Origin of the sequence: Sphingobacterium paramultivorum, assembly GCF_014109745.1 — a bacterium.
Classification (GTDB): domain Bacteria; phylum Bacteroidota; class Bacteroidia; order Sphingobacteriales; family Sphingobacteriaceae; genus Sphingobacterium; species Sphingobacterium paramultivorum.
On record NZ_CP058555.1, the window covers coordinates 1,433,861 to 1,457,976 of the forward strand.

Annotated in this window: 21 protein-coding genes; 17 read left to right on the top strand and 4 right to left on the bottom strand. The window is 41.2% G+C overall.

Translation table 11 applies throughout. The features are described from left to right. Window positions 1-7: 7 nt before the first annotated feature. Window positions 8-2,188, top strand: a complete 2,181-nt coding sequence (locus tag HS960_RS06160) for a DUF4954 family protein (RefSeq protein WP_182331834.1) — start codon at window positions 8-10, stop codon at window positions 2,186-2,188. 167 nt (window positions 2,189-2,355) lie between these two features. On the opposite strand, the gene HS960_RS06165 is transcribed toward HS960_RS06160, so the two are convergent. The 4 genes from HS960_RS06165 to lgt form a co-directional block, all read right to left on the bottom strand. Continuing rightward, entirely contained in the window at window positions 2,356-2,922 is a 567-nt protein-coding gene (locus HS960_RS06165; protein WP_120334066.1) for a helix-turn-helix domain-containing protein, read from the bottom strand. A 457-nt stretch (window positions 2,923-3,379) separates the two neighbouring features. Then, window positions 3,380-3,922, bottom strand: coding sequence for a L,D-transpeptidase family protein (locus HS960_RS06170; protein WP_182331836.1), 543 nt, complete (start codon window positions 3,920-3,922; stop codon window positions 3,380-3,382). Between the two features lie 94 nt (window positions 3,923-4,016). Continuing rightward, window positions 4,017-5,207 carry a tryptophan synthase subunit beta gene (trpB, locus tag HS960_RS06175; RefSeq protein WP_220801536.1) on the bottom strand — a complete coding sequence of 397 codons (1,191 nt, stop codon included), beginning with the start codon at window positions 5,205-5,207 and terminating at the stop codon, window positions 4,017-4,019. 155 nt (window positions 5,208-5,362) lie between these two features. Then, window positions 5,363-6,178 carry a prolipoprotein diacylglyceryl transferase gene (lgt, locus tag HS960_RS06180; protein ID WP_120334068.1) on the bottom strand — a complete coding sequence of 272 codons (816 nt, stop codon included), beginning with the start codon at window positions 6,176-6,178 and terminating at the stop codon, window positions 5,363-5,365. A 271-nt stretch (window positions 6,179-6,449) separates the two neighbouring features. On the opposite strand from lgt, the gene HS960_RS06185 reads away from it, so the two are divergent. The 16 genes from HS960_RS06185 to HS960_RS06260 all read left to right on the top strand — a co-directional run bounded on the left by HS960_RS06185 (window position 6,450) and on the right by HS960_RS06260 (window position 24,071). After that, the gene (locus tag HS960_RS06185) at window positions 6,450-7,568 is read left to right on the top strand and encodes a M42 family metallopeptidase (RefSeq protein ID WP_088161775.1); all 1,119 of its coding nucleotides are present in this window, start codon (window positions 6,450-6,452) and stop codon (window positions 7,566-7,568) included. Between the two features lie 36 nt (window positions 7,569-7,604). Further along, complete coding sequence (locus HS960_RS06190; RefSeq protein ID WP_153844730.1) at window positions 7,605-7,946, top strand: DUF3467 domain-containing protein; 342 nt, start codon at window positions 7,605-7,607, stop codon at window positions 7,944-7,946. A gap of 418 nt (window positions 7,947-8,364) precedes the next feature. After that, entirely contained in the window at window positions 8,365-9,873 is a 1,509-nt protein-coding gene (locus tag HS960_RS06195) for a carbon-nitrogen hydrolase family protein (protein ID WP_075992894.1), read from the top strand. Window positions 9,874-9,902: 29 nt separating this feature from the next. Further along, window positions 9,903-11,945 carry a M13 family metallopeptidase gene (locus HS960_RS06200; RefSeq protein WP_182331838.1) on the top strand — a complete coding sequence of 681 codons (2,043 nt, stop codon included), beginning with the start codon at window positions 9,903-9,905 and terminating at the stop codon, window positions 11,943-11,945. Between the two features lie 160 nt (window positions 11,946-12,105). After that, window positions 12,106-12,417, top strand: a complete 312-nt coding sequence (rplU, locus tag HS960_RS06205) for a 50S ribosomal protein L21 (RefSeq protein WP_028068281.1) — start codon at window positions 12,106-12,108, stop codon at window positions 12,415-12,417. Window positions 12,418-12,461: 44 nt separating this feature from the next. Then, a complete protein-coding gene (rpmA, locus tag HS960_RS06210; RefSeq protein WP_046672918.1) occupies window positions 12,462-12,725 on the top strand; it encodes a 50S ribosomal protein L27 in 264 nt (87 codons plus the stop codon). A gap of 323 nt (window positions 12,726-13,048) precedes the next feature. After that, on the top strand, window positions 13,049-13,792 hold the full coding sequence (locus HS960_RS06215) for a hypothetical protein (RefSeq protein ID WP_153844728.1): 744 nt from the start codon (window positions 13,049-13,051) through the stop codon (window positions 13,790-13,792). 5 nt (window positions 13,793-13,797) lie between these two features. Continuing rightward, window positions 13,798-14,388 (top strand): hypothetical protein, encoded by a 591-nt coding sequence (locus HS960_RS06220; RefSeq protein ID WP_120334071.1) that lies wholly within the window; start codon window positions 13,798-13,800, stop codon window positions 14,386-14,388. Window positions 14,389-14,624: 236 nt separating this feature from the next. Further along, on the top strand, window positions 14,625-15,593 hold the full coding sequence (locus tag HS960_RS06225) for a formylglycine-generating enzyme family protein (RefSeq protein ID WP_153844727.1): 969 nt from the start codon (window positions 14,625-14,627) through the stop codon (window positions 15,591-15,593). Between the two features lie 26 nt (window positions 15,594-15,619). Next, window positions 15,620-16,933, top strand: a complete 1,314-nt coding sequence (locus HS960_RS06230) for a Gfo/Idh/MocA family oxidoreductase (protein WP_182331840.1) — start codon at window positions 15,620-15,622, stop codon at window positions 16,931-16,933. A 12-nt stretch (window positions 16,934-16,945) separates the two neighbouring features. Continuing rightward, the gene (locus HS960_RS06235) at window positions 16,946-17,968 is read left to right on the top strand and encodes an FAD:protein FMN transferase (RefSeq protein ID WP_182331842.1); all 1,023 of its coding nucleotides are present in this window, start codon (window positions 16,946-16,948) and stop codon (window positions 17,966-17,968) included. Between the two features lie 15 nt (window positions 17,969-17,983). Beyond that, entirely contained in the window at window positions 17,984-18,907 is a 924-nt protein-coding gene (locus HS960_RS06240) for a hydroxypyruvate isomerase family protein (protein ID WP_075992889.1), read from the top strand. A 95-nt stretch (window positions 18,908-19,002) separates the two neighbouring features. Further along, on the top strand, window positions 19,003-20,241 hold the full coding sequence (locus HS960_RS06245; RefSeq protein WP_182333132.1) for a nucleoside permease: 1,239 nt from the start codon (window positions 19,003-19,005) through the stop codon (window positions 20,239-20,241). A gap of 42 nt (window positions 20,242-20,283) precedes the next feature. Continuing rightward, on the top strand, window positions 20,284-21,969 hold the full coding sequence (locus tag HS960_RS06250) for a GMC oxidoreductase (protein ID WP_153844724.1): 1,686 nt from the start codon (window positions 20,284-20,286) through the stop codon (window positions 21,967-21,969). 19 nt (window positions 21,970-21,988) lie between these two features. After that, on the top strand, window positions 21,989-23,422 hold the full coding sequence (locus HS960_RS06255) for a Gfo/Idh/MocA family protein (RefSeq protein WP_182331844.1): 1,434 nt from the start codon (window positions 21,989-21,991) through the stop codon (window positions 23,420-23,422). Window positions 23,423-23,441: 19 nt separating this feature from the next. Next, window positions 23,442-24,071, top strand: a complete 630-nt coding sequence (locus HS960_RS06260) for a gluconate 2-dehydrogenase subunit 3 family protein (RefSeq protein ID WP_153844723.1) — start codon at window positions 23,442-23,444, stop codon at window positions 24,069-24,071. The last annotated feature ends 45 nt before the right edge of the window (window positions 24,072-24,116 follow it).

Genomic DNA, 24,116 nt, shown 5'->3' on the forward strand with positions numbered 1-24,116 from the left:
GAGGCCGATGAGTGTATTGAAGAAGAAACCTTTGGAACAGCTGGGTTATGGATTTATCCCAGATGAGTTTATTCCAGCAGGACAGGACGAATATACCCTGCGCTTTCAGCAAAACCCGCGTAATGACTACCGTGACCTGACGGAAACGGAGGTTCAACAGTTGATTAACAATGGAAACTGGTCCAGCGACTGGTCCAAAGTCAAAGTATCGGCAATCTTTGATCCGAATCAGGTTCAGCACTGTAAATTCTATGGTTTGGTCCGTATCGGCAATTTGAGTCCGAGTTACCTGGATTACCGCAATTTGCAGCTGCCCATTGGCCTGTATCATTCGACGATCATCAGTTCAGATTTTGGCGACGATGTTGCTGTCCACTATGTCGGCTACTTGTCCTACTTTATTGTTGGTAATGAGGTGCTGTTGAGTCAGATCAAGGAAATGGAGACTGGTAGTACAGCCAAATTCGGGAATGGTATTCTCCGTGATGGTGAAGAGTCAGATAAACGGATCGAGCTGGAGCTCTGCAACGAAAATGGTGCCCGTTCGGTTTACCCTTTTGATGGTATGCAGGCTGCAGATGTATACCTTTGGACCCGCAATCGGCATGATCATGCTTTACAGCAACGATTTGGAGAACTGACTGATCAGAAATTTGGAAGTCAACGGGGCTATTACAGCCAGATTGGCGACCGTTGCGTCATCAAAAATACGTTAACGATCAAGAATGTCAAGATCGGGACAGATGTCTATATCAAAGGGGTCAGCAAGCTGAAAAATGTAACCGTCAATTCCTCGCAGGAATCGTATACGCAGATCGGTGAAGGCTGTGAGCTTGTTAATGGAATTATTGGCTATGGCTGTCGTATATTTTACGGCGTTAAAGCTGTACGTTTTATCCTGGCGTCCTATTCACAATTGAAATATGGCGCGCGTTTGATCAACTCTTATTTGGGTGACAACTCGACAATTTCCTGTTGTGAAGTGTTAAATTCCTTGATTTTTCCAGCGCATGAACAGCACCATAACAACTCGTTTTTATGTGCGGCATTGGTGATGGGCCAAAGTAATATGGCTGCCGGAGCAACCGTAGGATCCAATCACAACTCCAGAGCTGCGGATGGTGAAATTATTGCGGGACGTGGTTTTTGGCCTGGGCTCTGCGTCAGCCTAAAACACAACTCCAGATTTGCATCGTATTGCCTTATTGTGAAAGGGGATTTTCTGCATGAACTGGATATCAAGTTGCCTTTTACCTTAGTGAGCAATGACGTGCAACATGATCAACTGGTCTTGATTCCGGGGTATTGGTTTATGTACAACATGTATGCATTGGTACGGAATGCCAATAAGTATGCGGCGCGGGACAATCGACATTTCAAAAATCAATATTTTGAATACGATATGTTGGCACCGGATACGGTGAACGAGATGTTTGAAGGGATGGATATGTTGGCCTTGGCCGTGGCAGATAGTCTCCACACCGCCGTGGGGAAGGATAAGCAAGAACGTATTGTTGCCGGTCGGGCACTGCTTGCCAACAACATGGACCTAAAAGATCAGACAATTGTGCTGCAAGGAGCCGAAAATTCACGCAGACCGACTGTTATTCAGAAGGTTGGCGAGGCTTATCATTTATATCGTTCGTTTATTAAATACTATGGTGTACTGCACTTGATGGATGCCCTCGAGGAAGGCCTGTCACTGCAGGATATTATCGGGTCCTTATCGGGTAGATCGCGTACAAGCTGGGAAAATATAGGTGGACAGCTGATCGAAAGCAATGCCCTGCAAACTTTCCTGGATGATGTCAAATCAAAAAAAATAGATTCATGGGATGATATTCATGAATTCTATCATGATAAAAGTAAAGCATACCCCTTAGATAAACGTGAACATGCACTCTTGTCTTTAATAGAAGTCTTAAATTTGGAAGGTATGGTTTTATCAACAGATAAAATTGTATCTTTGTTGGATCAGGCGCTTGGACACCGGATCTGGATTGGTGAACAGATTTATAAATCCCGGGCCAAAGACTACAAAAATCAGTTCAAAAACATGGTTTATGCCAATGATGAAGAACGTGATATTGTGGTAGGAAAACTGGAGGAAAATTCTTTTATCAATCAACAACAAAAAGAATTAGAGATATTTAAGATAAGGGTTGCTAATTTGAAAGGGCAATTTTAAAAGAAAGGCTTCCGCTCGGAAGCCTTTTCTTGTTTTTGTGAATCACGTATTAGCGGTCTTGACAGTTGGTAATGTCCCAAAAGTGGCGTTGTAGATTCTTTTTCTGCGATAGGCAGAAGCGGTCAAACTTTGATTTCTTCCTGCGCTGTGAAGCGCATCGCAGGTCCTTAGTCGTTGATCTTATCAAGTGGTTTGCGTTTATTGTCTTTGATCTGTTTAAAGTGGCTTGGCGTCAATCCGGTTACTTTTTTGAATTGATTGCTCAAATAAGCAACACTGGAGTAATTGAGTTTATAGGCAATTTCACTCAGGGTAAGTTCGTCGTAAACCAATAACTCTTTCACATATTCAATTTTTTGGCCGATGAAGTATTTTTCGATGGTTATGCCTTCAACATCCGAAAAAAGATTGGAGATGTAGTTGTAATCATGGTGCACTTTCGTGCTGATGATTTCGGAAAGATTAAGAGTGGTATCGTTATGTTGATTGCGGATAAGATCCAATACCACATGTTTTACCTGTTCGATGATGACGGTTCTTTTATCGTCAATCAGTTCAAAACCAAGTGCCGAAAAATTGGAAGCAAGTTGCTTGCTCTCCGCTTTGGTCAGCTCTTCTTCAATCTCAACCTGGCCCAAAGAAATATGCTTAACATGGAGATTGAGCTTAGCCAATTCATTTTCAACAACCATAATGCATCTATTGCATACCATATTCTTTATTGCAAGTTTCATATATAAATTATTACTGATTTAAGTCTGCATCCTATGGTTTCATGAATGCTTCGCATCTTGTCTTTTAGAGGTCCTATGGAATATCCTGTTGATTTTATGCAGGTGTATTTAATTCTTGGATGCCGTGCATGCTGTGATGTGGTCATCGGTATTTGTGTTTATCACATTGGATATTCCATCGGAATTATTTTAAATACAAGTTACTAATGTAAACTCAAAAATCGATAATTTATTAGACATGGCGTTGTAATATTTAGGGTTTATCTTGTAGTATTTTGAAAACAGGGTGTAGGGTAAAATAGGGGGGAACGGCTAAGCGGCCAGCGGATGAGCGTAATGAGCGTAATGGGCGTAATGGGCGGGCCATTCGGCGCTTTAGCCTTGAGGTCGTTAGGGGTATGTTTCAGTCAAGAGTTATTTTAGTTAAGTCTTTATTCCAGTTAAGTCTTTATTTCAGTTAGGGTTTTATTTCAATAGCTGTGCCTATCGGAACAGCATCAAAAAGTTCGTCAATCTCTGCGTTTGTAAGTGCCATACAACCGAAAGTCCAGTCCATGTGGCGCTGCAATTTAGCGATAAAGCCTAGTCCGTTTCGAAGTCCGTGGATCTTAATGTCGCCACCGGCATCTTTTCCTAAACTTTTGGCGTGGGCGATATCCTGTTCATTCGGGTAGGAGACCCCCAGGTTTTTGTGATAGCTGCTATATTGATTTTTGTCGTTGATCGTGTAAAGCCCTTCGGGTGTTTTTAAATCGCCTTCAAATTCTTTGGAGCCCACAGGTTGGCCGCCCAATGAAATACGGTAAGATTTTAGGAGCTTTCCCTTATTATAGGCCAATAGTGTTCTTTTTGATTTATAGACGATAAGCTTGTCTACTTTGGCATGCTGATCCAACGTTGGTTCTGGATAAAGATTATAGCCTATCAGACCCAGGCAAAGCAAGACGAGGAGGCTGATTACTGTTTTTAAAACTATTCGACGATTTCTTGGTCGCTTCATCTTGGAGATTGTTAGCTAATGGATAAAATGTTTAGACCGACTGCCTAACCTAGGGCCCTGCACTCGGTCTAAACATGTATTTTGATGCTGCCGCCTAGAATTCGCGGTCAACATCTTTGTCGCCACGTCCCGAGAGATTCACAATAGCGACTTTGTTTTTGTCTTTTAACAATTTCACCGCGAGAGCAACAGCATGTGATGATTCAATGGCCGGAATAATACCTTCCAGTCGAGAAAGTAACTTGTAGGCATCGATCGCTTCTGCATCTGTCACGGGGTGATAGTTTGCACGATTGCTATCTTTTAGTTGGGCATGTTGCGGCGATATCCCCGGGTAGTCAAGGCCCGCAGACACCGAGGTTGACGGGATCGGATTGCCCTCATCATCGACAAGGCAGTACGAAAAGGTTCCCTGGAATACGGTTGGTTTGCCAAAAGAAAGTGTCGCAGCTGTTTTTGGATAAGTTCCGGTGCCACCGCCTTCGCCACCATGAATTTCGACCTCATGATCATCGAGAAAACCCGAAAATAAGCCAATAGCATTTGAGCCACCACCTACACAGGCGAAGATGCTGTCTGGAAGGCGCCCTTCCTGATCAAGAATCTGCTGGCGTGCTTCCTTACCGATAACGCTTTGAAAATAGCCGACCATTTTTGGATAGGGGTGTGGGCCAACGTGCGATCCCAGTAGATAATAGGATGTTGGATTTTCAACGTAATACATCAAGGCCGCATCGACGGCATCCTTCAATGTACGGCTACCTAAGTTGGTCGTTACAACTTCGGCGCCCAACAATTCCATGCGCTTGACGTTTAGGGCCTGGCGCGCAGCGTCGATTTCACCCATAAATACTTTACAGGGGATGTTTAACAATGCTGCTGCTGTTGCTGTTGCAACACCATGTTGACCAGCGCCAGTTTCGGCAATGATCTCTGTTGCTCCCATTTGTTTGGCCAGAAGAATTTGACCGATACAGTTGTTTATCTTGTGGGAGCCCGTATGGTTGAGATCTTCCCGCTTTAAATAGATTTTGGAACCGATATACTCGCTTAAATTCTTCGCGTAATATAAAGGTGAGGGGCGACCGACATAATGTTTTAAGATCGCAATAAACTCTTTCTGAAATTCTTCTTTTTGGACATGGCTATCGAAAAAAGCAGCCAGTTTATCTAATTGTTCTTCCAGTACCGGGGGGATGTAGGATCCGCCGTACGCTCCATATTGACCATTGTATTGAAGCATCTTTTCGTTTGCTTCGACAGATGCTGCTTGTGCTAGACTCATTTTAGGCTTAAGTTTCTTGTTGTAAAAGGATATATTATTTATTGAAGCCTAATATAGTAATCTTTGCAGGTATTGGAAAAAAAACAAGGCATCTTTTCTAGAAAAGATGCCTGTTAAATTTTGTATTTGCAAACAAGGACATATTGCGCCCTGTTTTAAGCTTTGGTTTTCCGGAATATAAAGTAGAAACCCACCAGAATAAAAGGTATACTCAGCAATTGGCCCATGTTTAAAGCCATACTTTGCTCGAAGGCTTCCTGGTCAATTTTAAAATGTTCCAAGACCATACGTGCACCAAATAATAAGACCATGAATATGCCAAATAATTGACCTTTTTGGCGATTGGGATTCGATTTGAATAGGGAACCAATGATAATAAAGATCAAAATATAGGCGATTGCTTCATAAAGCTGTCCCGGATGGCGCGGTACATTGTCGACACGTTCAAACACGATAGCCCAAGGTAGATCTGTAGGCGTACCAATTATTTCAGAATTGAAGAAATTTCCGATACGGATAAGTGCACCTGCAATAGGGACTACAACAACCAATCGGTCCGCTAGCCATAGAAAGTCGGTTTTTGTTTTTCTGCAGAATAAATATAGCGCGAGGATAATTCCGATGGCGCCACCGTGAGAAGCCAAACCTGCAAAGCCGGTGATATGAAATCCTGTTTTATCCCATTTAAATGGAAGGAAGATTTCAAGTATATGATCTTTGTAATAGTCAAAATCGTAAAATAGGCAGTGTCCTAATCGAGCGCCGATCAAAGTGCCCAGGAAAATATAAATTGAAAGCTGATCCAGCTGTTCTTGTGTGCGGCCTTCCTTTTTGAATATACGCAACATAATCACGTATGAAACAAAAAACGCTAATAACCAGCATAAGGCATAATAGCGAAGGGCAAAGGCGCCAAAGTTGAACATTTCCGGGTCAATATTCCAATGTATTGCACTTAATATTGAATTCATAAATTTTATAGCTGTTTAAATTACTTTGGAGTAAAGATAAGCTTTAATCTCATTTTTTATTCCTACAATTTGTTTTTAAGCATAATATCATTGGACTGCGAACCTAATTCATTCATCGTGAATGAAATATTGTCTTTTGCTGATCCTTTTTACTAAAATAGGGGGCTATGACCTAAAATAAATTGCACAAACAATATTTCAAAAAACATTTTTACTTTTGCATTTCATTGAAATTTTCATATTTTGACGAAAGTAAATAGAAAAGGAAAAGATGGCAGAAAAAAACAAGAAAAAAGAGCCGAAGCACAACGCGGTTGTGACTAAAGATTCGCTTTCATTTTTTGAGAAATATATCAATAATGCTTCTCCTACAGGATTTGAGTGGGAAGGACAGCGACTGTGGTTAGATTATTTGAAGCCCTATGTCGATGATACATTCGTTGACAACTACGGTACAGCTGTGGGGGTAATCAATCCAAAAGCAGAGTACAAGGTCGTTATAGAGGCTCATGCGGATGAGATTTCTTGGTTTGTCAATTACATTACCAAAGATGGACTGATCTATGTGATTCGTAACGGTGGTTCGGATCACCAGATTGCACCGTCTAAGCGCGTGAATATCCATACGGAAAAGGGCATTGTCAAAGCTGTATTCGGCTGGCCGGCAATTCATACACGTTCGGGAGAGAAAGAAGAAAATCCTTCGCTGAAAAATATCTTTTTGGACTGCGGCTGTAGTACCAAAGAAGAGGTTGAAGCCCTGGGTATACATGTGGGTTGTGTTATTACATACGAAGATACATTCTCTATCCTCAACGACCGTTATTATGTTGGGCGGGCTATGGACAATCGTGCCGGTGGTTTTATGATCGCTGAGGTTGCTCGTTTGCTAAAAGAGAATAAAAAGAAATTGCCATTTGGATTATATATCGTAAATTCGGTGCAGGAAGAGATTGGTTTACGTGGTGCCGAAATGATCGCAGATCGTATCAAACCGAATGTCGCTATCGTAACCGATGTGACACATGATACGCAAACTCCGATGATCAATAAGATCACGCAAGGAGATCTGTTTTCAGGAAAAGGTCCGGTATTGTCCTATGCTCCAGCGGTTCAGATTAATCTGAATAAACTGCTGGTTAAGGTTGCTGAGAAGAATAATATTCCTTTCCAGCGTCAGGCTTCTTCTCGTTTTACAGGAACTGATACGGATGCATTTGCCTATAGCAATGGTGGTGTACCGTCGGCATTGATTTCTTTACCTCTTCGTTATATGCACACAACAGTGGAGATGGTTCATAAAGAAGATGTTGACAACGTAATCAGATTGATCTACGAGACGTTATTGAATATTGAGAACGGACAAGACTTTAGAACATTTACAAAGTAGAATTTAAGAATATATTAACTTATCATTAGAATTATTATGGAAAATAACCAAAATCAAAACGAATTGAGCATTGAGTTGACAGAAGAAGTAGCAGAAGGAATCTACTCAAATCTTGCGATTATCACTCACTCTAATACTGAATTTGTGGTTGACTTTATCCGTGTGATGCCAGGAGTGCCAAAAGCAAAAGTGAAATCAAGAATCGTTTTGACTCCGGAGCATGCAAAACGCTTGTTAGGTGCATTGGTTGATAACGTGAACCGTTTCGAAGCATTAAATGGCCCAATTAAAATGGACTTAGGTGTTGCTGAACAACCTCAACAAGGTGGCGATCCTACAGTTGCATTCCCTTTTGGAACGCCACAAGGTCAAGCATAGTTGATAGCAGCTATCATTGAGATATCGAAGCGCCAATTGAACATTGGCGCTTTTTTTTATGTCCTTAATTTTAGAAAAGTCTTTCCGATACCCCGATTCGGTTCATGTATGAAAAAGACGATTGCCTAACTGCCTGTTAAGGGATAAGATCATCAAGATCTATATTAAAATTGAAACATCTGCATACCAGGTAGTTTCTATTAACATTTTTTAATCAATGTTTAGACAGTAATAAGTCAGTGCATATTCAGTCTACACTGAGCAAGCACTGAACGAGCACTGAACAATCACTGAGTAAGCACTGTCTAAAATATAAAATAGGGTGCCATCTAGTATTCGCTTGTTGCCTATTGCTAGTTTTGGACTTGGCCTTTACTTTTACTAAATTTAAATAACTAATTTCAAAAAGGAGATTTATATGGATATTCAAGTGCGTAACTTGACAAAGAAGGATTATGTTGATTTGAAAAAATCGATGGAACAGGCTTATGATGGTGTCGGCGAAACCTGGTCAAAGGAAAATATTCAGGATTTGATAGAATTATTTCCCGAAGGGCAGTTATGTGTGGAGATTGATGGACATGTGGTCGCTTGTGCCTTGTCGATTATCCTAAATTCAAAGAAGAATAATATTTACGATAGTTATTATGATATTATCGATGACGGTAAGTTTACCAAACATAGTGATGATGGAGATACACTGTACGGGATAGAAGTGTTTGTTCATCCGGCACATCGGGCGTTACGTCTTGGACGCCGTCTTTATGATGCACGTAAGGAGCTGTGTGAACAGATGAACCTCAAATGTATTGTTGCCGGGGGGCGTATTCCCAATTACCATAACTATGCGGATAAAATGAGTCCGCGGGTTTACATCGAGAAAGTCAAACGTAAAGAGATCTATGATCCGACGCTGACCTTTCAGCTTTCGAATGATTTTCATGTCAAAAAAATACTTAAGCATTATCTGCCCGAAGATGCTGAATCCATGGAATTCGCTACTCTGTTGGAATGGAATAATATTTATTATGAGTCAGAGACGCGCTCGATTTCGACGACGAAGCAGACGATCCGCTTGGGTCTGGTGCAATGGCAGATGCGTTTGTTTGATAACCTAGAGGCATTTTATGATCAGATCGAGTTTTTTGTGGATACAGTGAGTGATTATGGAACAGATTTTATCATGTTTCCGGAATTTTTCAATACGCCACTCATGAGCCCCTATAACGATCTCCCGGAGCGCCTGGCAATGGAAAGGCTTGCGCAGCATACTTCAGAGATTATCGATCGCATTCAACAGTTTGCCGTTTCCTACAACGTCAATATCATTGCAGGGTCGATGCCTTTGATGGAAAACAAAAAGCTCTATAATGTTTCCTACCTCTGTCATCGCAACGGTAAGCTGGATGAGTTTAAAAAAATTCACATCACACCAAATGAATTTAAATATTATGGTATGGTGGGCGGAAGTGAGGTGAAGGTGTTTGATACCGATTGCGGTAAAGTGGGACTGTTGATCTGTTACGACGTAGAGTTTCCTGAACTGAGCCGTATTTTGGCCGATCAGGGGATGCAGATCCTATTTGTGCCCTTTATGACGGATACCCAAAACGGATACATCCGGGTGCGTACCTGTGCACAGGCTAGGGCGATAGAAAATGAATGTTATGTGGCTATTGCCGGCTCTGTGGGCAATTTACCCCGTGTGAATAATATGGATATACAATATTCGCAGTCCGCTGTTTTTACCCCTTCGGACTTTGCTTTTCCCAATAATGCCATTAAAGCTGAGGCGACACCGAATGCCGAAATGGTGCTTATTGCCGACGTTGATCTTTATGCCCTGAGAGACCTGCATGAGTATGGTACTGTTAAAGTCAAGAAGGATAGACGGAAGGATTTGTATGAAGTGAAACTTTTGAAGTAAATTTAAATACTCTTTTAATCTCTTAAAATATGATACAAAAAGTCAAATGGGGGACGCTATCCATGGTCTTAATGATGATGTCATGTCAGTCAAATAAGAAAAGCGATACTGCTCAGGAGGTCCGCACAAATTTTTTTGATGTCTCAGGCATGGAGACTACAGTGAATCCAGGAGATAATTTCTTCCAATATGCGAATGGAAGCTGGATGAAAAACACCCAGATCCCGGCTTCTGAAACTGGCTGGGGTTCATTTTATATTCTTGCTGATGAAAACCTAGCAAACCTAAAATCTATTTTGGAAGGTGCGGCAAAGTCTGACAATAAAAAAGGTTCCGATCAGCAAAAGGCCGGCGATTTCTATGCGAGTGGTATGGATACGGTGACGATTGATAAATTGGGCGCAAAACCGATCGAAGGGGCCATTCAAAAAATCAATGGGTTGAAAAGTATTGATGAATTGATCGCTTATGCTGCGGATGGATTTAAGGAGGGTGATGGTGATCTTTTTACATTTTATGTGGCCGCAGATGACCGGATCAGCACTAAAAATGCATTGCAATTTTTTCAGGGGGGACTCAACCTGCCTGAAGCGAGTTATTACTTGGATCAGGATGACAAAGCGAAGAAAATCCGGGAGGCTTATGTTGCGTATCTGGTAAAATTATTCGGGCTGATCGGCGAAGGGGCAAATGCGCAAAAGTCGGCAGAGGAAGTGCTGCGCTTGGAAACAGAAATTGCCAAATCGCATGCTACACCTGTGGAATTGCGGGATCCCATCAAAAACTACCATAAATTTGCGGTACAGGAATTTCAGAAGCAAACGCCAAACCTCAATTGGAAAGATATTTTGCAACGCTTGGATGTGAAGACCGATACCATTTTGGTACAGCAACCTAAATTTTATCTTGCTTTAAATAATTTGTTGAAATCACAGTCCTTAGATAGTTGGAAAACAAAACTAAAAGCAGATCTAGCGAACGCTTCTGCGACGGCACTGAGCAAAGGTTTCAGGGATGCAAAGTTTGAATTATTCGGAAAAACCCTGAATGGACAGAAACAGGAGAAAGAGCGTTGGAAGCTGATGGTGAGCTCGGCCGACGAGAACCTTGGCGAGATTGTCGGGAAGCTGTATGTGGATGAGTATTTCAAACCCGAGGCAAAAAAACGAATGCTCGAATTGGTCGACAATTTGCAAAAAGTCTATAAGAGCCGGATTGAGAAATTGGACTGGATGACGCCTGAGACCAAAAAGAAAGCAATTGAAAAATTGGAAGCGTTCACCAAAAAAATCGGCTACCCGGAGAAGTGGAAAGATTATAGTGACGTGGAAGTTGCCAAAGATACCTACTATGCCAATTTACAGTCTGCTGCAAAGCATGCCTATAAAGAAATGGCAGGTAAAATCAGCAAACCGGTTGACAAAGCGGAATGGCTGATGACAACTCCTACGGTGAACGCCTATTACAATCCACCGTATAATGAAATTGTATTCCCGGCCGGCATCTTGCAGTTTCCATTCTTTGATGCCAATGCGGACGATGCGATCAATTATGGCGCTATCGGTGCCGTTATCGGACACGAGATGACACATGGTTTTGATGATCAGGGGCGTCAATATGATAAAGACGGTAACTTGAACGATTGGTGGACCGCAGTGGATGCGAAACAGTTTACGCAACGCGCCAATCAGGTAGCAAAGTTATATGGTAGTTTTACCCTGTTGGACAATCAACATGTAAACGGTGAGCTTACTTTAGGTGAAAATCTGGCGGATATCGGCGGTTTAAATATTGCCTATGACGCTTTCAAATTAACCAAGCAAGGGCAGGGGCAGGATAAAATTGATGGCTTTACACCAGATCAACGTTTCTTTCTGAGTTTTGCGCAAGTGTGGCGCGTAAAGAGCAGCGATGAGCGCATGCGATTACGTTTAAAAGTTGATCCACATAGCCCCGAACAATTTAGGGTAAATGGTCCCGTATACAATATGGAGGCCTTCTATAAAGCATTTAATGTACAGCCTACGGCAAAAATGTATGTAGCACCTGAGAAGAGAATTTTGGTTTGGTAAGCGAAAACAGGGGTGAACAGCATTGTCCCGATACAGATTAAGACAATGCTGTTCAACTGATAACGTTTAAATGGAAACGAAAAAGTAAATTTGTCTTTGAATTATGATAAAAACTGATTACTTTTGCCCTTCATTTAATAACACATTTAATTAATTAACAATGTACGCAATAGTAAATATAGCAGGACAGCAATTTAAGGTTGCAAAAGACCAGTTCCTTTTTGTACACCGTTTACAAGGAGATGAAGGCGCTAGTATTGAATTTGACAATGTATTGTTAGCAGAAGACGGTGGTAAATTCACCATTGGTACACCTAGCGTTGCTGGTGCAAAAGTTTCGGCTAAAATTTTGTCTCATTTAAAAGGCGATAAAGTTATCGTTTTCAAGAAAAAACGTCGTAAAGGCTACAAAAAGAAAAACGGTCACCGTCAACAATTTTCTAAAATCCAGATCACTGGTATTACGTTATAATTGAATTTTTAATCAGACAAATAGTCTTAAATTAAGATAAAGAAATGGCACACAAAAAAGGTGCGGGTAGTTCTAAGAACGGCCGTGAGTCACATAGCAAGCGTTTAGGTATCAAAATCTTCGGTGGTCAACAAGCAATCGCTGGTAACATCATCGTACGCCAACGCGGTACACAACACAATCCTGACACAAACGTTGGTATTGGTAAAGACCACACATTGTTCGCTTTAGTAGACGGTAAAGTAGTTTTCCGTAAAAAAGCTAACAATAAATCTTATGTATCTGTAGTTCCTACAGAACAAGCATAAGGTTTTGCAACAATATTGGAGAGGCATCAAGAAATTGATGCCTTTTTTGTTGTTTATACTTTTAGCTACTGTTCCGATGTGCCTGCTACCGGGTGATTTTGGAGCGGTATAGCGGGCTGCTCTGCGGAATTGCTACCTAGTATGCTGAATTTATCGGGCTTGGTACTGAGCTTTTTAAGCTTTTTGGACTGTTTAAATTGTTATTTTCTGTTAAATGTAACCGCTTTGGTACAATTTTTATAAAGGATAGGTGTTTTTAAGACAATAGGCGAAGCATTCGTAAATATCACTGGATGCAAGCACGATTGAATAAATACTTACATATGAAATACAACAATTTTGGATATGGTTTGTGTGCCGGGTTATTTGCCTGTTCATTTTATTCCTGTAGTTCGATTTATATGCCCAATGTGCCTTCAGCGCCGATGTTTACAGAAGCTGGCGAGGTCTATGTTTCCGGCAATATCAATACAAAGGCCAATGTATCTGCAAATCTGGGGGTAGCTGTAACTGATCATGTGGCTGTCATTGCCAATGGTTCATATGTTGATAATAGATCCAATATCAAAGACTATGCGCAAAAGATGGGCGAAGCGGGGATAGGTTATTATACACGCTTTGGCAGAAAAAATAATCGTGTATTTGAGGTTTACGGGGGTTATGGGCTGGGTAATACCAGTGTGGTTGATAAGCGTTCGTCGACGATGGGACAGGCCGTTGTAGAAACGAAGGACATGGATTTTGACAAGGTGTTTGTGCAGGTAAACTTTTCATCGGAGAAAAAGGATGCCCTGAAATTGTTTGGCAACCGGCATGATATCGATTACGGTACCATCATCCGACTGAGCAATATGCGTATGAAGAATTTTGCTATTGATGGTCTTCCGGCAGAGAAAGAAGATAATATGCTTATTGAACCTGTATTTTATACAAGAATGGGGTTAGGGAAAGGATGGAAGCTGCAATATACGAACGGTATGGTATTCGGTTTTAAAAGTAATACCTATTTAAAAGCAGGGTACCCATTGTTTACACTGGGAGTTTTATATAAATTTGGAGGAAAATAGTGGCTATGAGCAAGAAAATTTTATTTGGATGTTTGGTTCTGCTGGGTTTGTTTATTTCCGGCTGTGGTGTGAATCGACAAAAGGCACAGATCGAAAATTTGGCGAAATGTAAATTCGATGTGGAATCGGTAGATAGTATTCGATTGGCCGGAACATCATTGCAACGACTGATCAGGAATAATCAAATTGACCTGGGAGCGGCGCCGAGCTTGGCATTGGCCTATTTGCGGAAAGATATTCCATTGGAAGCAGTTATTAGACTTAAAATTGATAATCCGACGCTTAAAAAAGCGTCTATCAATAAGTTTCAGTATATCATTCTTTACGGTGGACAGCAGCTTGTGGAAGGGATTGTGAATCAATCGTTACAAATAGAGCCCGGAGAATCTACAGTGGCCAATGTGCGTATAGCGACCAATATCTATGATTTGTTGAAGAATTCGGACCTGCAGGATTTTTTAATGTCAAGCGATGAGAATAAAAAGGGGATATTTACGTTAAAAGTTAAACCTTCTATCAATATCGCAGGGCAGTCGGTGTTCTATCCGGGGTATATTACCATAGATAAAGCGGTAAGTCGTAAGATTCTGCTTTAGACACACGCATGCTGTGATAAGATATCAAGGTTTTCCATGAAAATGGAAAACCTTTTTTATTGATCTTGATTTTCAGGCTAGTTAAGTTCCCCCGGGACCCTAATCAGTATCTTGCTAAATCGTTATTACGAATGGACTATTATGTTAAGAATTAAACTGTAATAAAAAAGTTATAGTGTCAAAGTGTAAAGTATACACCTTATTTTATATTTTAGTCTCTAATTACAAACCTAAATATGTTAAAAAGAATCTTTATTCCTGTTTTGTTATTTGCTGGCGTGCACGCTATGGCTCAGAAGACGTTCGAACCGTATGAGCAACCCATTGAAGGGACTAATCTGACGTTCAAAATGCTAGCAATCCCTGGTGGTAGTTTTAAAATGGGAACTACAAGCGGGGGGAAAGAGGATGAAAAACCTGCACATGAGGTGAAGTTGGACCCATTTTGGATGGGGCAGTATGAAGTAACCTGGGATCTGTTTGAGCCATTTCTGTATAAAGATTATGAGATTGCAAAGAGCAAGGACGGTAAAGTATCCAAAGAGATTGATGCTGTTACGCGACCTACCAAACCCTATTTGGATATGACTTTTGGTTTTGGAAAAGAGGGGCACCCGGCCTTGGCGATGACACATTACAATGCCATCCAATTCTGTAAGTGGTTGTATGTCCGTACCGGTGTGTTTTATCGTTTACCAACAGAGGCTGAGTGGGAATATGCAGCTCGAGCTGGTTCAAAGACAACTTATTTTTTCGGCGATCAAGCAACGCCATTAGCAGATTATGCCTGGTATAAAGATAATGGTGAACAGAAAACACATATTGTAGGACAGAAGAAACCGAACCCTTGGGGCCTTTATGATATTTATGGCAATGTTGCCGAGTGGACTTATGATCAATATAAGGCCGATAGTTACAATGAAGGCAAAGGAAAGGTATTGACCAACCCCGTAGTCGTTCCGACAACCCTGTATCCACATGTTGTACGCGGTGGTGCTTTTGACAGCGGGGCAGAGGACATGCGCTCTGCTGCGCGTGGTGCTTCAGATCCCGTGTGGAAACAGTTGGATCCACAAATTCCAAAAAGTAACTGGTGGTTTCCGGAAGCCCCATTCGTGGGTATGAGACTGGTAAGACCCCTTAATCCACCAAGTCACGAAGAAATTATGGCTTATTACGACAAACAGCCAATCAAAGACTTTTAATATAAAATAATCAATATAAAACTGTTATGGAAAATCTAGAAAGAAGAGATTTTATTAAAACTTCTGCTGTAGTTGCTGGGGGCGCTGTGTTGAGCTCAATGCCTTTATCAGGTGCATATGCCGCTGGCTCAGATGTTATCAAAGTTGCCTTAGTGGGCTGTGGGGGCCGCGGAACTGGAGCTACATTTGATGCGTTAAGTTCGGGAATGAACATTAAAGTGGTGGCACTTGCAGATGCTTTTAAAGATAATTTAGAGAGTACTTATAAAACGCTCAAAGAAAAATGGCAAGATAAGATCGATGTAAGTGACAACCATAAATTTGTAGGGTTCGATGCGTATAAAGATGCAATTCAATTGGCCGATGTTGTTATCTTGGCAACTCCTCCAGGATTTAGACCAATGCATTTTGAGGAAGCGATCCGTCAAGGTAAACATGTTTTCATGGAGAAGCCGGTAGCTGTTGATATCCCTGGTGTACAGCAGGTCATACGTGTAGCTGCAGAAGCTAAACGTAAAAAATTGAATGTTGTGGTTGGTTTGCAACGCCGTTATCAAACGAATTACCGTGAGGCTATCAAGCGTATTCACGAAGGTGCAATCGGTGATGTTACCTCTGGACAAGTCTATTGGAACTCAGGAGGTGTATGGGTGCGTCCGCGTAAGCCAGAGCAAACTGAAATGGATTACCAAATGCGTAACTGGTATTATTTTAACTGGTTGTGTGGCGATCATATCGTTGAGCAGCACGTGCACAATATTGATATCGCCAATTGGGTGAAAGGTGCTTATCCTGTATCAATCCAAGGAACAGGGAGCAGAGCACACCGTACCGGCAAAGAGTATGGTGAAATCTATGATAATTTCGCATTAGAATTAACATATGCTGACAATAGTGTTGTTTATAGTCAATGTAGACACTTTGAGGGTATACATAACCGTGTAGACGAGCAATTCCAGGCAACAAAAGGACGTGCTTATCTTTCTGCAGGTGGACAGGCTGTATTGTACGACTGGAAAGGAAAAGAAATCTATCGCCATGATGCCAAGGGCAATCCAAATCCTTATCAACAAGAACATAAGGAACTTTTTACAGCAATTTCGAAAGGCGAATATAAATTTGATAATGCAGAATATGGTGCTTATAGTACGTTGACAGGTATTATCGGACGTATCGCTTGTTATACGGGTAAGGTGATCAAGTGGGATGAAGCCTTGAAATCGACCATCAAATTGGGACCAGATGTACTTGCTTGGGATGCTAAACCAAAATTACTTCCCGATGCAGAAGGTTTTTACCCTGTAGCGATGCCTGGTCAAAACACAAACCTATATATTTAAGTTTTTGGGCCAATGGGATTAAAGTGGAATTTGTGTCTTCTATTTTTTGTCACGATTTGTTGCATTGATGTACAGGCGCAAATACCATCAACGAAAGTCCATAAAATTAGGCTGGAGGGCCCCGCGCAGGGGACCCAATTCCATATCACTTACTTCGCTTCCGACAGTCTTGTTAGACGGTCGGAAGTTGATAGTATTTTAACGGCGATCGATTTGTCGATGTCAATTTATAGGAAGGACTCGAGAATATCCAAGTTCAATACAGATACGGTAATGTCTATCGTGATGGATAGTCATATGGCCAAGGTGATAAAAGCTTCCTTTAAATATCATAAATTATCGAAAGGTCAATTCGATATTACTATTGCCCCGCTAGTCAACCGATGGGGCTTTGGTGCTAATAAGAGCCCGGTCGCTCCAGATTCGGCGACGGTGCTAAAAGCGAAGGAACTGGTGGGAATGCACTATCTGAAGGTTAGCGGCAATCGGCTGATCAAAAAGAAAAAGGGGATTAAAATTGATGTCAATGGTATTGCGCAGGGCTATACGGTGGATGTTTTGGCCGACTATCTTGGCCGGAAGGGAATTGCCAATTATATGGTAGAGGTAGGTGGTGAAATCAGGGCTTTGGGGACTCCGCCAGGTGGACAGGGTTTTTCCATTGGTATTGTTCAGCCCGATGATACGGGTGGGGAGGAATTGATGACCGCTGTTGCGCAGCTCAAAGAAGGGGCGCTCACAACGGCCGGCAGTTTTGAAAAGTTTATTAAATACAAAGGGAAAAAATTGGGGCATCATATAGACCCTGTTTCGGGTTTCCCATACATGACCGATATATTGAGTGTCAGCGTCTATGCGAAGACTGCTATGGAAGCGGATGCACTGGATAATTATTTTATGGGCATGGAACCCGAACAAATTAAGACAAAGGCCAAAAAATTGAAGGGTGTGGAGGTTTTTGTCATTTTTAAAAATAAAAATCAGTCCATTGAAGCGATTTATTCGGATGGATTTGGTAAATTATTTAAAAATTAATCAATTATAAATAAAATGAAGAGATCGGATTTTATTAAAGGTAGTCTTTTGGCCGCCGGGGCAGGACTAGCTGGACAGACTTTTGCGTCAACCACTCAAAATACAGCAAATACAATGGATAAAGGAAAGACATTCAACTTAAATTATGCCCCGCATCAGGGGATGTTCAAAAATCATGCAGGTGATAACTTCCTCGATGAAATTCGGTATATGTATGATTTGGGATTTCGCGGAATAGAAGATAATGGCTATTTGGGCAGAACATTGGACGAGCAGAAGAAGATTGGTGATTTATTAGCTAAGTTAGGCATGACCATGGGTGTATTTGTTGTGGATGGCGGACAAAACTGGATGCCTTCTTTAGCGACGGGTAAACAAGAGTATTTAGACAAGTTTGTCGAAACATGCAAGAAGTCCGTCGAAGCTGCCAAGCGTTGCAATGCAAAATGGCTGACTGTGGTACCGGGCTTTTATGAAAGAAAACTGCCTTGGGGTAATCAGTTCAGCAACATACTTACTGCCATGCGTAAGGGTGCGGAGATCTTTGAACCACATGGTTTAGTAATGGTGTTGGAAACCTTAAGTGATACACCAGATTTATTTTTGCAGCAAACACATGAGACCTATGCTTTATGTAAAGCGGTGAACAGTCCATCCTGTAAAATTTTATATGATATTTATCATATGCAGCGTACCGAAGGAGATTTAATTGCAAATATGAATCGTTGCTGGGATGAAATTGCTTATATTCAAATCGGCGATAATCCAGGTCGTAAAGAACCGACTACAGGCGAGATCAATTATAAAAACGTATTCAAACACATTCATAGTAAAGGATATAAGGGTATCATGGGAATGGAACATGGCATTTCCAAACCTGGTAAAGAGGGGGAGGATCGCTTGGTGGCCGCTTATCGCGAGGTCGATAGCTTTTTGTAATATTTTAATAGTGTACTATTGACAATTAGATTTAATTTCTTAAATTGAGCAGGTAAAACCAATTAGTAGTATTGTAAAACACCATTTTTTTTATGATTTCATCAACAATAAAATTTAAACTATCCTTCATGATGTTCCTCGAATTTTTTATTTGGGGGGGATGGTTTGTCACATTAGGTACTTTCTTGAGTAAGAATTTGAATGCAACAGAATTTGAAAAGGCTAATGTATTTTCAACACAATCATTGGGTGCTATTATCGCTCCTTTTATTGTCGGAATGATTGCAGATCGCTATTTTAATGCAGAGCGTATTTTGGGTGTTTTACACTTGGTTGGTGCAGTATTAATGTATCAGATGTATGGTGCTGCAGACATGTCGACATTTTATCCGTATGTATTGGCCTATATGATACTTTATATGCCAACATTGGCTTTGACTAGTTCAGTTTCTTTTCGACAATTGACGAATCCGGAAAAGCAGTTTTCAGGTATACGTATCTGGGGAACTATTGGTTGGATTGTAGCAGGTTTAGTTATTAGTTATTTTTGGGATGCAAAAGCATCAGAAGGAGCATTAAAAAATACTTTCCTATTATCGGGCGTTGCTTCTTTAGTATTGGGTGTATTTTCTTTTGCACTGCCCAAAACGCCGCCGGTTAAATTGGATGAAAACGAAAAACCATCCTTTGCATCAATTATTGGTCTGGATGCGATTAAATTGTTAAAAGACAAGAACTTCTTTATCTTTTTCATTTCTTCGGTATTGATCTGTATTCCTTTGGCATTTTATTATTCTAATGCAAACCCTTTTCTTTCCGAGATAGGGCTGGAAAATGCTACTGGTAAAATGACAATCGGTCAGGGGTCTGAGGTATTGTTCTTATTGGCCTTACCAATTTTCTTTACAAGATTTGGCTTTAAGAAAACAATTTTGGTGGGTATGCTGGCTTGGGTAATCCGCTACCTGCTATTTGCTTATGGCAATGCGGGTGAATTATCCTTTATGTTGTTGATCGGTATTGCATTGCACGGTATCTGTTATGACTTTTTCTTTGTTTCAGGACAGATTTATACAGATAGCAAAGCTGGTGTTAAATACAAATCAGCAGCACAGGGCTTGATCACTTTGGCAACCTATGGCGTTGGACAGTTGATCGGTTTCTGGGTAGCAGGTTACGTAGGAGACAAATACAAAGAGATGAAAGCAACAGACCTAGCAGGATTTTGGAATCATACCTGGGTTGTACCTGCAATAATCGCAGCGGTTGTATTTTTTATCTTTTTAGCCCTATTTAAGGATGAAAAGATCGACAGTACAAATGCTGCACACTAAACAGAAAAAATAACTATTTAAAAACAAATAATTAGAAGAGAGATGGCAACAAATACTTATGACGCAATTGTAATCGGTTCGGGGATAAGTGGTGGATGGGCTGCGAAAGAATTGACAGAGAAAGGGCTGAAAACAATTATGCTGGAGCGTGGTCGTAACATTGAACACATCAAGGATTATACTGCGCCAAATAAAAATCCATGGGAATGGCCTCATGCTGGCGGTCGTACGCAACAAATGATCGAAGATTATCCGGTTTTGCGTAGAGATTATCCTTTGAATGAGAAGAACCTGGATTTTTGGGTAAATGAAAAAGAGAGTCCATATACCGAAGTAAAACGTTTTGACTGGTACCGTGGGTATCATGTTGGTGGACGTTCTTTAATGTGGGGAAGACAATCTTATCGTTTGGGCGATTTGGATTTTGAAGCTAACTTAAAAGATGGTCACGGTGTAGATTGGCCGATTCGTTATAATGAAATTGCTCCTTGGTATAGTTATGCTGAAAAATTTGCGGGTATCTCTGGGAATAGAGACGGTGTACCGTCTTTGCCAGATGGAGATTACATGCCGGCAATGGCGATGAACATCGTTGAAAAAGACCTGGCTGAGCGTTTGAAAAAACAATACGGTGGTCAACGTCATTTCATCATGGGTAGAACAGCAAACATTACTGTTCCGCATCATGACCGTGTAAATTGTCAATATCAAAATCAATGTTGGTTGGGTTGTAATTTTGGTGCTTATTTCAGTACGCAATCGGCGACTCTTCCTGCAGCAAAAAAGACAAATAACTTAACATTGCGTCCTTTTTCTATCGTAACAAAGATTATCTACGATAAAAACACGAAAAAGGCAAAAGGCGTTGAGATTGTTGATGCTGAAACAAACCAAACCTATGAGTTTTTCGCTAAAGTAATTTTTGTTTGTGCGTCTGCATTAAACTCGACTTGGGTATTGATGAACTCAGCTACAGATGTTTGGGAAGGTGGTTTAGGAAGTAGCAGCGGTGAATTGGGCCACAATTTGATGGATCACCATTTCCGTTGTGGTGCTGGTGGTAAGTTGGAAGGCTATTTAGATAGCTATGTATTTGGACGTAGACCGACAGGTTTGTATGTACCACGTTTTGTAAACGTAGAAGGTGATACCAAAAAACGCGACTATGTACGTGGATTTGGCTACCAAGGTGCTGCAGGTCGTGGACGCTGGTCTGGTGCAGTAGCAGAGATGGAAGTAGGTGGCGCTTGGAAAGATGCAATCTGTGAGCCAGGCGACTGGACGGTTGGCTTTACAGCCTTTGGAGAAACCTTGCCATATCACGAAAATAAAATTACACTTGACAAGTCCAAAAAAGATAAATGGGGTTTACCTGTATTATCATTTGACGCTGAGATCAAGGATAATGAATTGAAGATGCGTGGTGACATGCAAAATGAAATGAAGGAAATGTTGGAAAGCATTGGCGTAAAAGATACGTATACGTACGATAACGTATATGGTCTGGGCCAAGGTATCCACGAAATGGGAACTGCCCGTATGGGACGTGATCCGAAAACTTCGGTATTAAATGGTAACAACCAAGTTTGGGATGCATTGAATGTTTTCGTAACGGACGGTGCATGTATGACTTCTGCAGGTTGTGTCAACCCTTCATTAACGTATATGGCGCTTACTGCTCGTGCGGTTGATTTCGCAGTGAGCGAATTGAAAAAAGGTAACATCTAATAGCTAAAGATTGATAACAATGGAAAATAACTCAAATAAGACGAGTAGAAGAGGTTTTATAAAGAGCGCAGCAACTGCTGCTGCGGCTTTTATGATCGTCCCTCGCCATGTATTGGGCGGAAATGGCTTTACAGCTCCAAGTGACAAATTACAAGTAGCAGGTATTGGTGTAGGGGGTAAAGGTTTTAGTGACATCAATGCATTTCATGATTCAGGAAAAGCAGATCTAGCTTTCTTGTGTGATGTGGACGACCGTCGTGCAGCTGGTGCGTTGAAACGTTACCCGAAAGCAAAATATTACAAAGACTACCGTGAGATGTTGGATAAGGAGCACAAACGTATAGAAGCCGTTTCTGTATCAACTCCAGATCATCAACATGCGATTCAAGCGCTTGCAGCTATGCAATTGGGTAAACACGTGTACGTTCAAAAACCGTTGACTCACGATGTATGGGAAGCTAGAGCATTGACGCATGCAGCTAAGAAATATAGGGTTGTTACCCAAATGGGAAATCAAGGTGCATCGAATGATGGACCGCGTTTTGTACGCGAATGGTATGAAGCGGGTCTGATCGGTGATGTACATACGGTATATTGTTGGACAGATCGTCCGGTATGGCCTTCAGGTATTGCATGGCCTACAGGTAAAGCTGAAATTCCAAAAGAATTGGATTGGGACCTTTGGTTAGGTACAGCGCCGCATAAAGAGTATGTTGATAAATTGGTGCCTTTCAACTGGCGCGGCTGGTGGGATTATGGTACTGGTGCACTGGGCGATATGGGTTGCCACTTGTTGGAAGTTCCTTTCAGTACCTTAGGATTGACTTATGTACAAGATGTACAGGCAACTGTAGGATCGGTGTATGTGGATGAGTTCAAACGCGGATATTTCCCTGAAAGTTGCCCTCCATCGAGCCATGCGACATTAACTTTCCCTAAAACGCCACGTACAAATGGTCCTGTTACCTTACATTGGATGGATGGTGGTATTCAGCCTGCTCGTCCGGATGAATTAGGTCCAAACGAAATTTTTGGTGATGGTGGTAATGGTATTTTACTTGTTGGTACAAAAGGTAAAATCCTTGCTGATACCTACGGCCAGAATGCACGCTTGTTGCCAACTTCAAGAAAAGAGCAGGTGGTACAGAAATATGCCCGTGTTCAAGGACAAGAAGGCGGACACTATGCACAATGGGTTGAAGCTTGTCAAGCTGGATACGGCAAGAAAGAAGTGAGTTCACCTTTTGAAATAGCAGGTCCGTTGACAGAAGCTTTATTAATGGCTAACCTAGCGATCAGAGGTGCTGATTTACGTATTGATGGTAAATACCCTGGACGTAACTTAAAATTGTTGTGGGATAACGATAACATGCGTGTCACCAATTTTGATAACGTCAATCAATATGTAAAACGTAATTACAGACAAGGTTGGGAAATGAAATATAATTTCTAAAATTAAGATATTTAGTAGTATGAATAGAAGAGAAGCATTACAACGAGTTGCCTTAATTTTAGGAGGTACCGTTATCGGCGCTAATTTATTTTTGGAAGGTTGTACACGCTCAGCAACAAAAGATGTACAAGCCTTGTTTGAAGCGAAGACAACTGATTTATTAGGTGACTTGGCTGAAGCAATTTTACCAGCTACCGCAACTCCGGGTGCGAAAGAAGCAGGGGTAGGAAGTTTTATTCCGGTCATGGTTCGCGATTGTTATACGGAGAAGCAACAAAAAGCATTTTTAACTGGTTTGGGGAGCTTAGATGATAAAGCAAAAGAGGTGAAAGGAAAACCATTCCTGGAGCTTTCTGCTGAAGACAGAACAGCTGTTGCCGCTGCTTTGGATAAAGAAGCAAACGAGTTTAATAAAAAGCAAGCTGAAGATCAAAAAGATATTCTGGAGAAAAATAGAGAAAAACAAAATCAATTGTACAATTATGTTGAGAACGATCCACCACACTGGTTCACGATGTTCAAACAGTTGACATTGACTGGTTTCTTTAACTCAGAGCTGGGTTGTACAAAAGCATTGCGTTTTGTGAAGATCCCAGGAAGATTTGATGGCAACCTTCCTTACAAAAAAGGAGATAAGGCATTTGCATAACATTATGCTATATGTAAAATAGAAGGGAGGCTCAAAGCCTCCCTT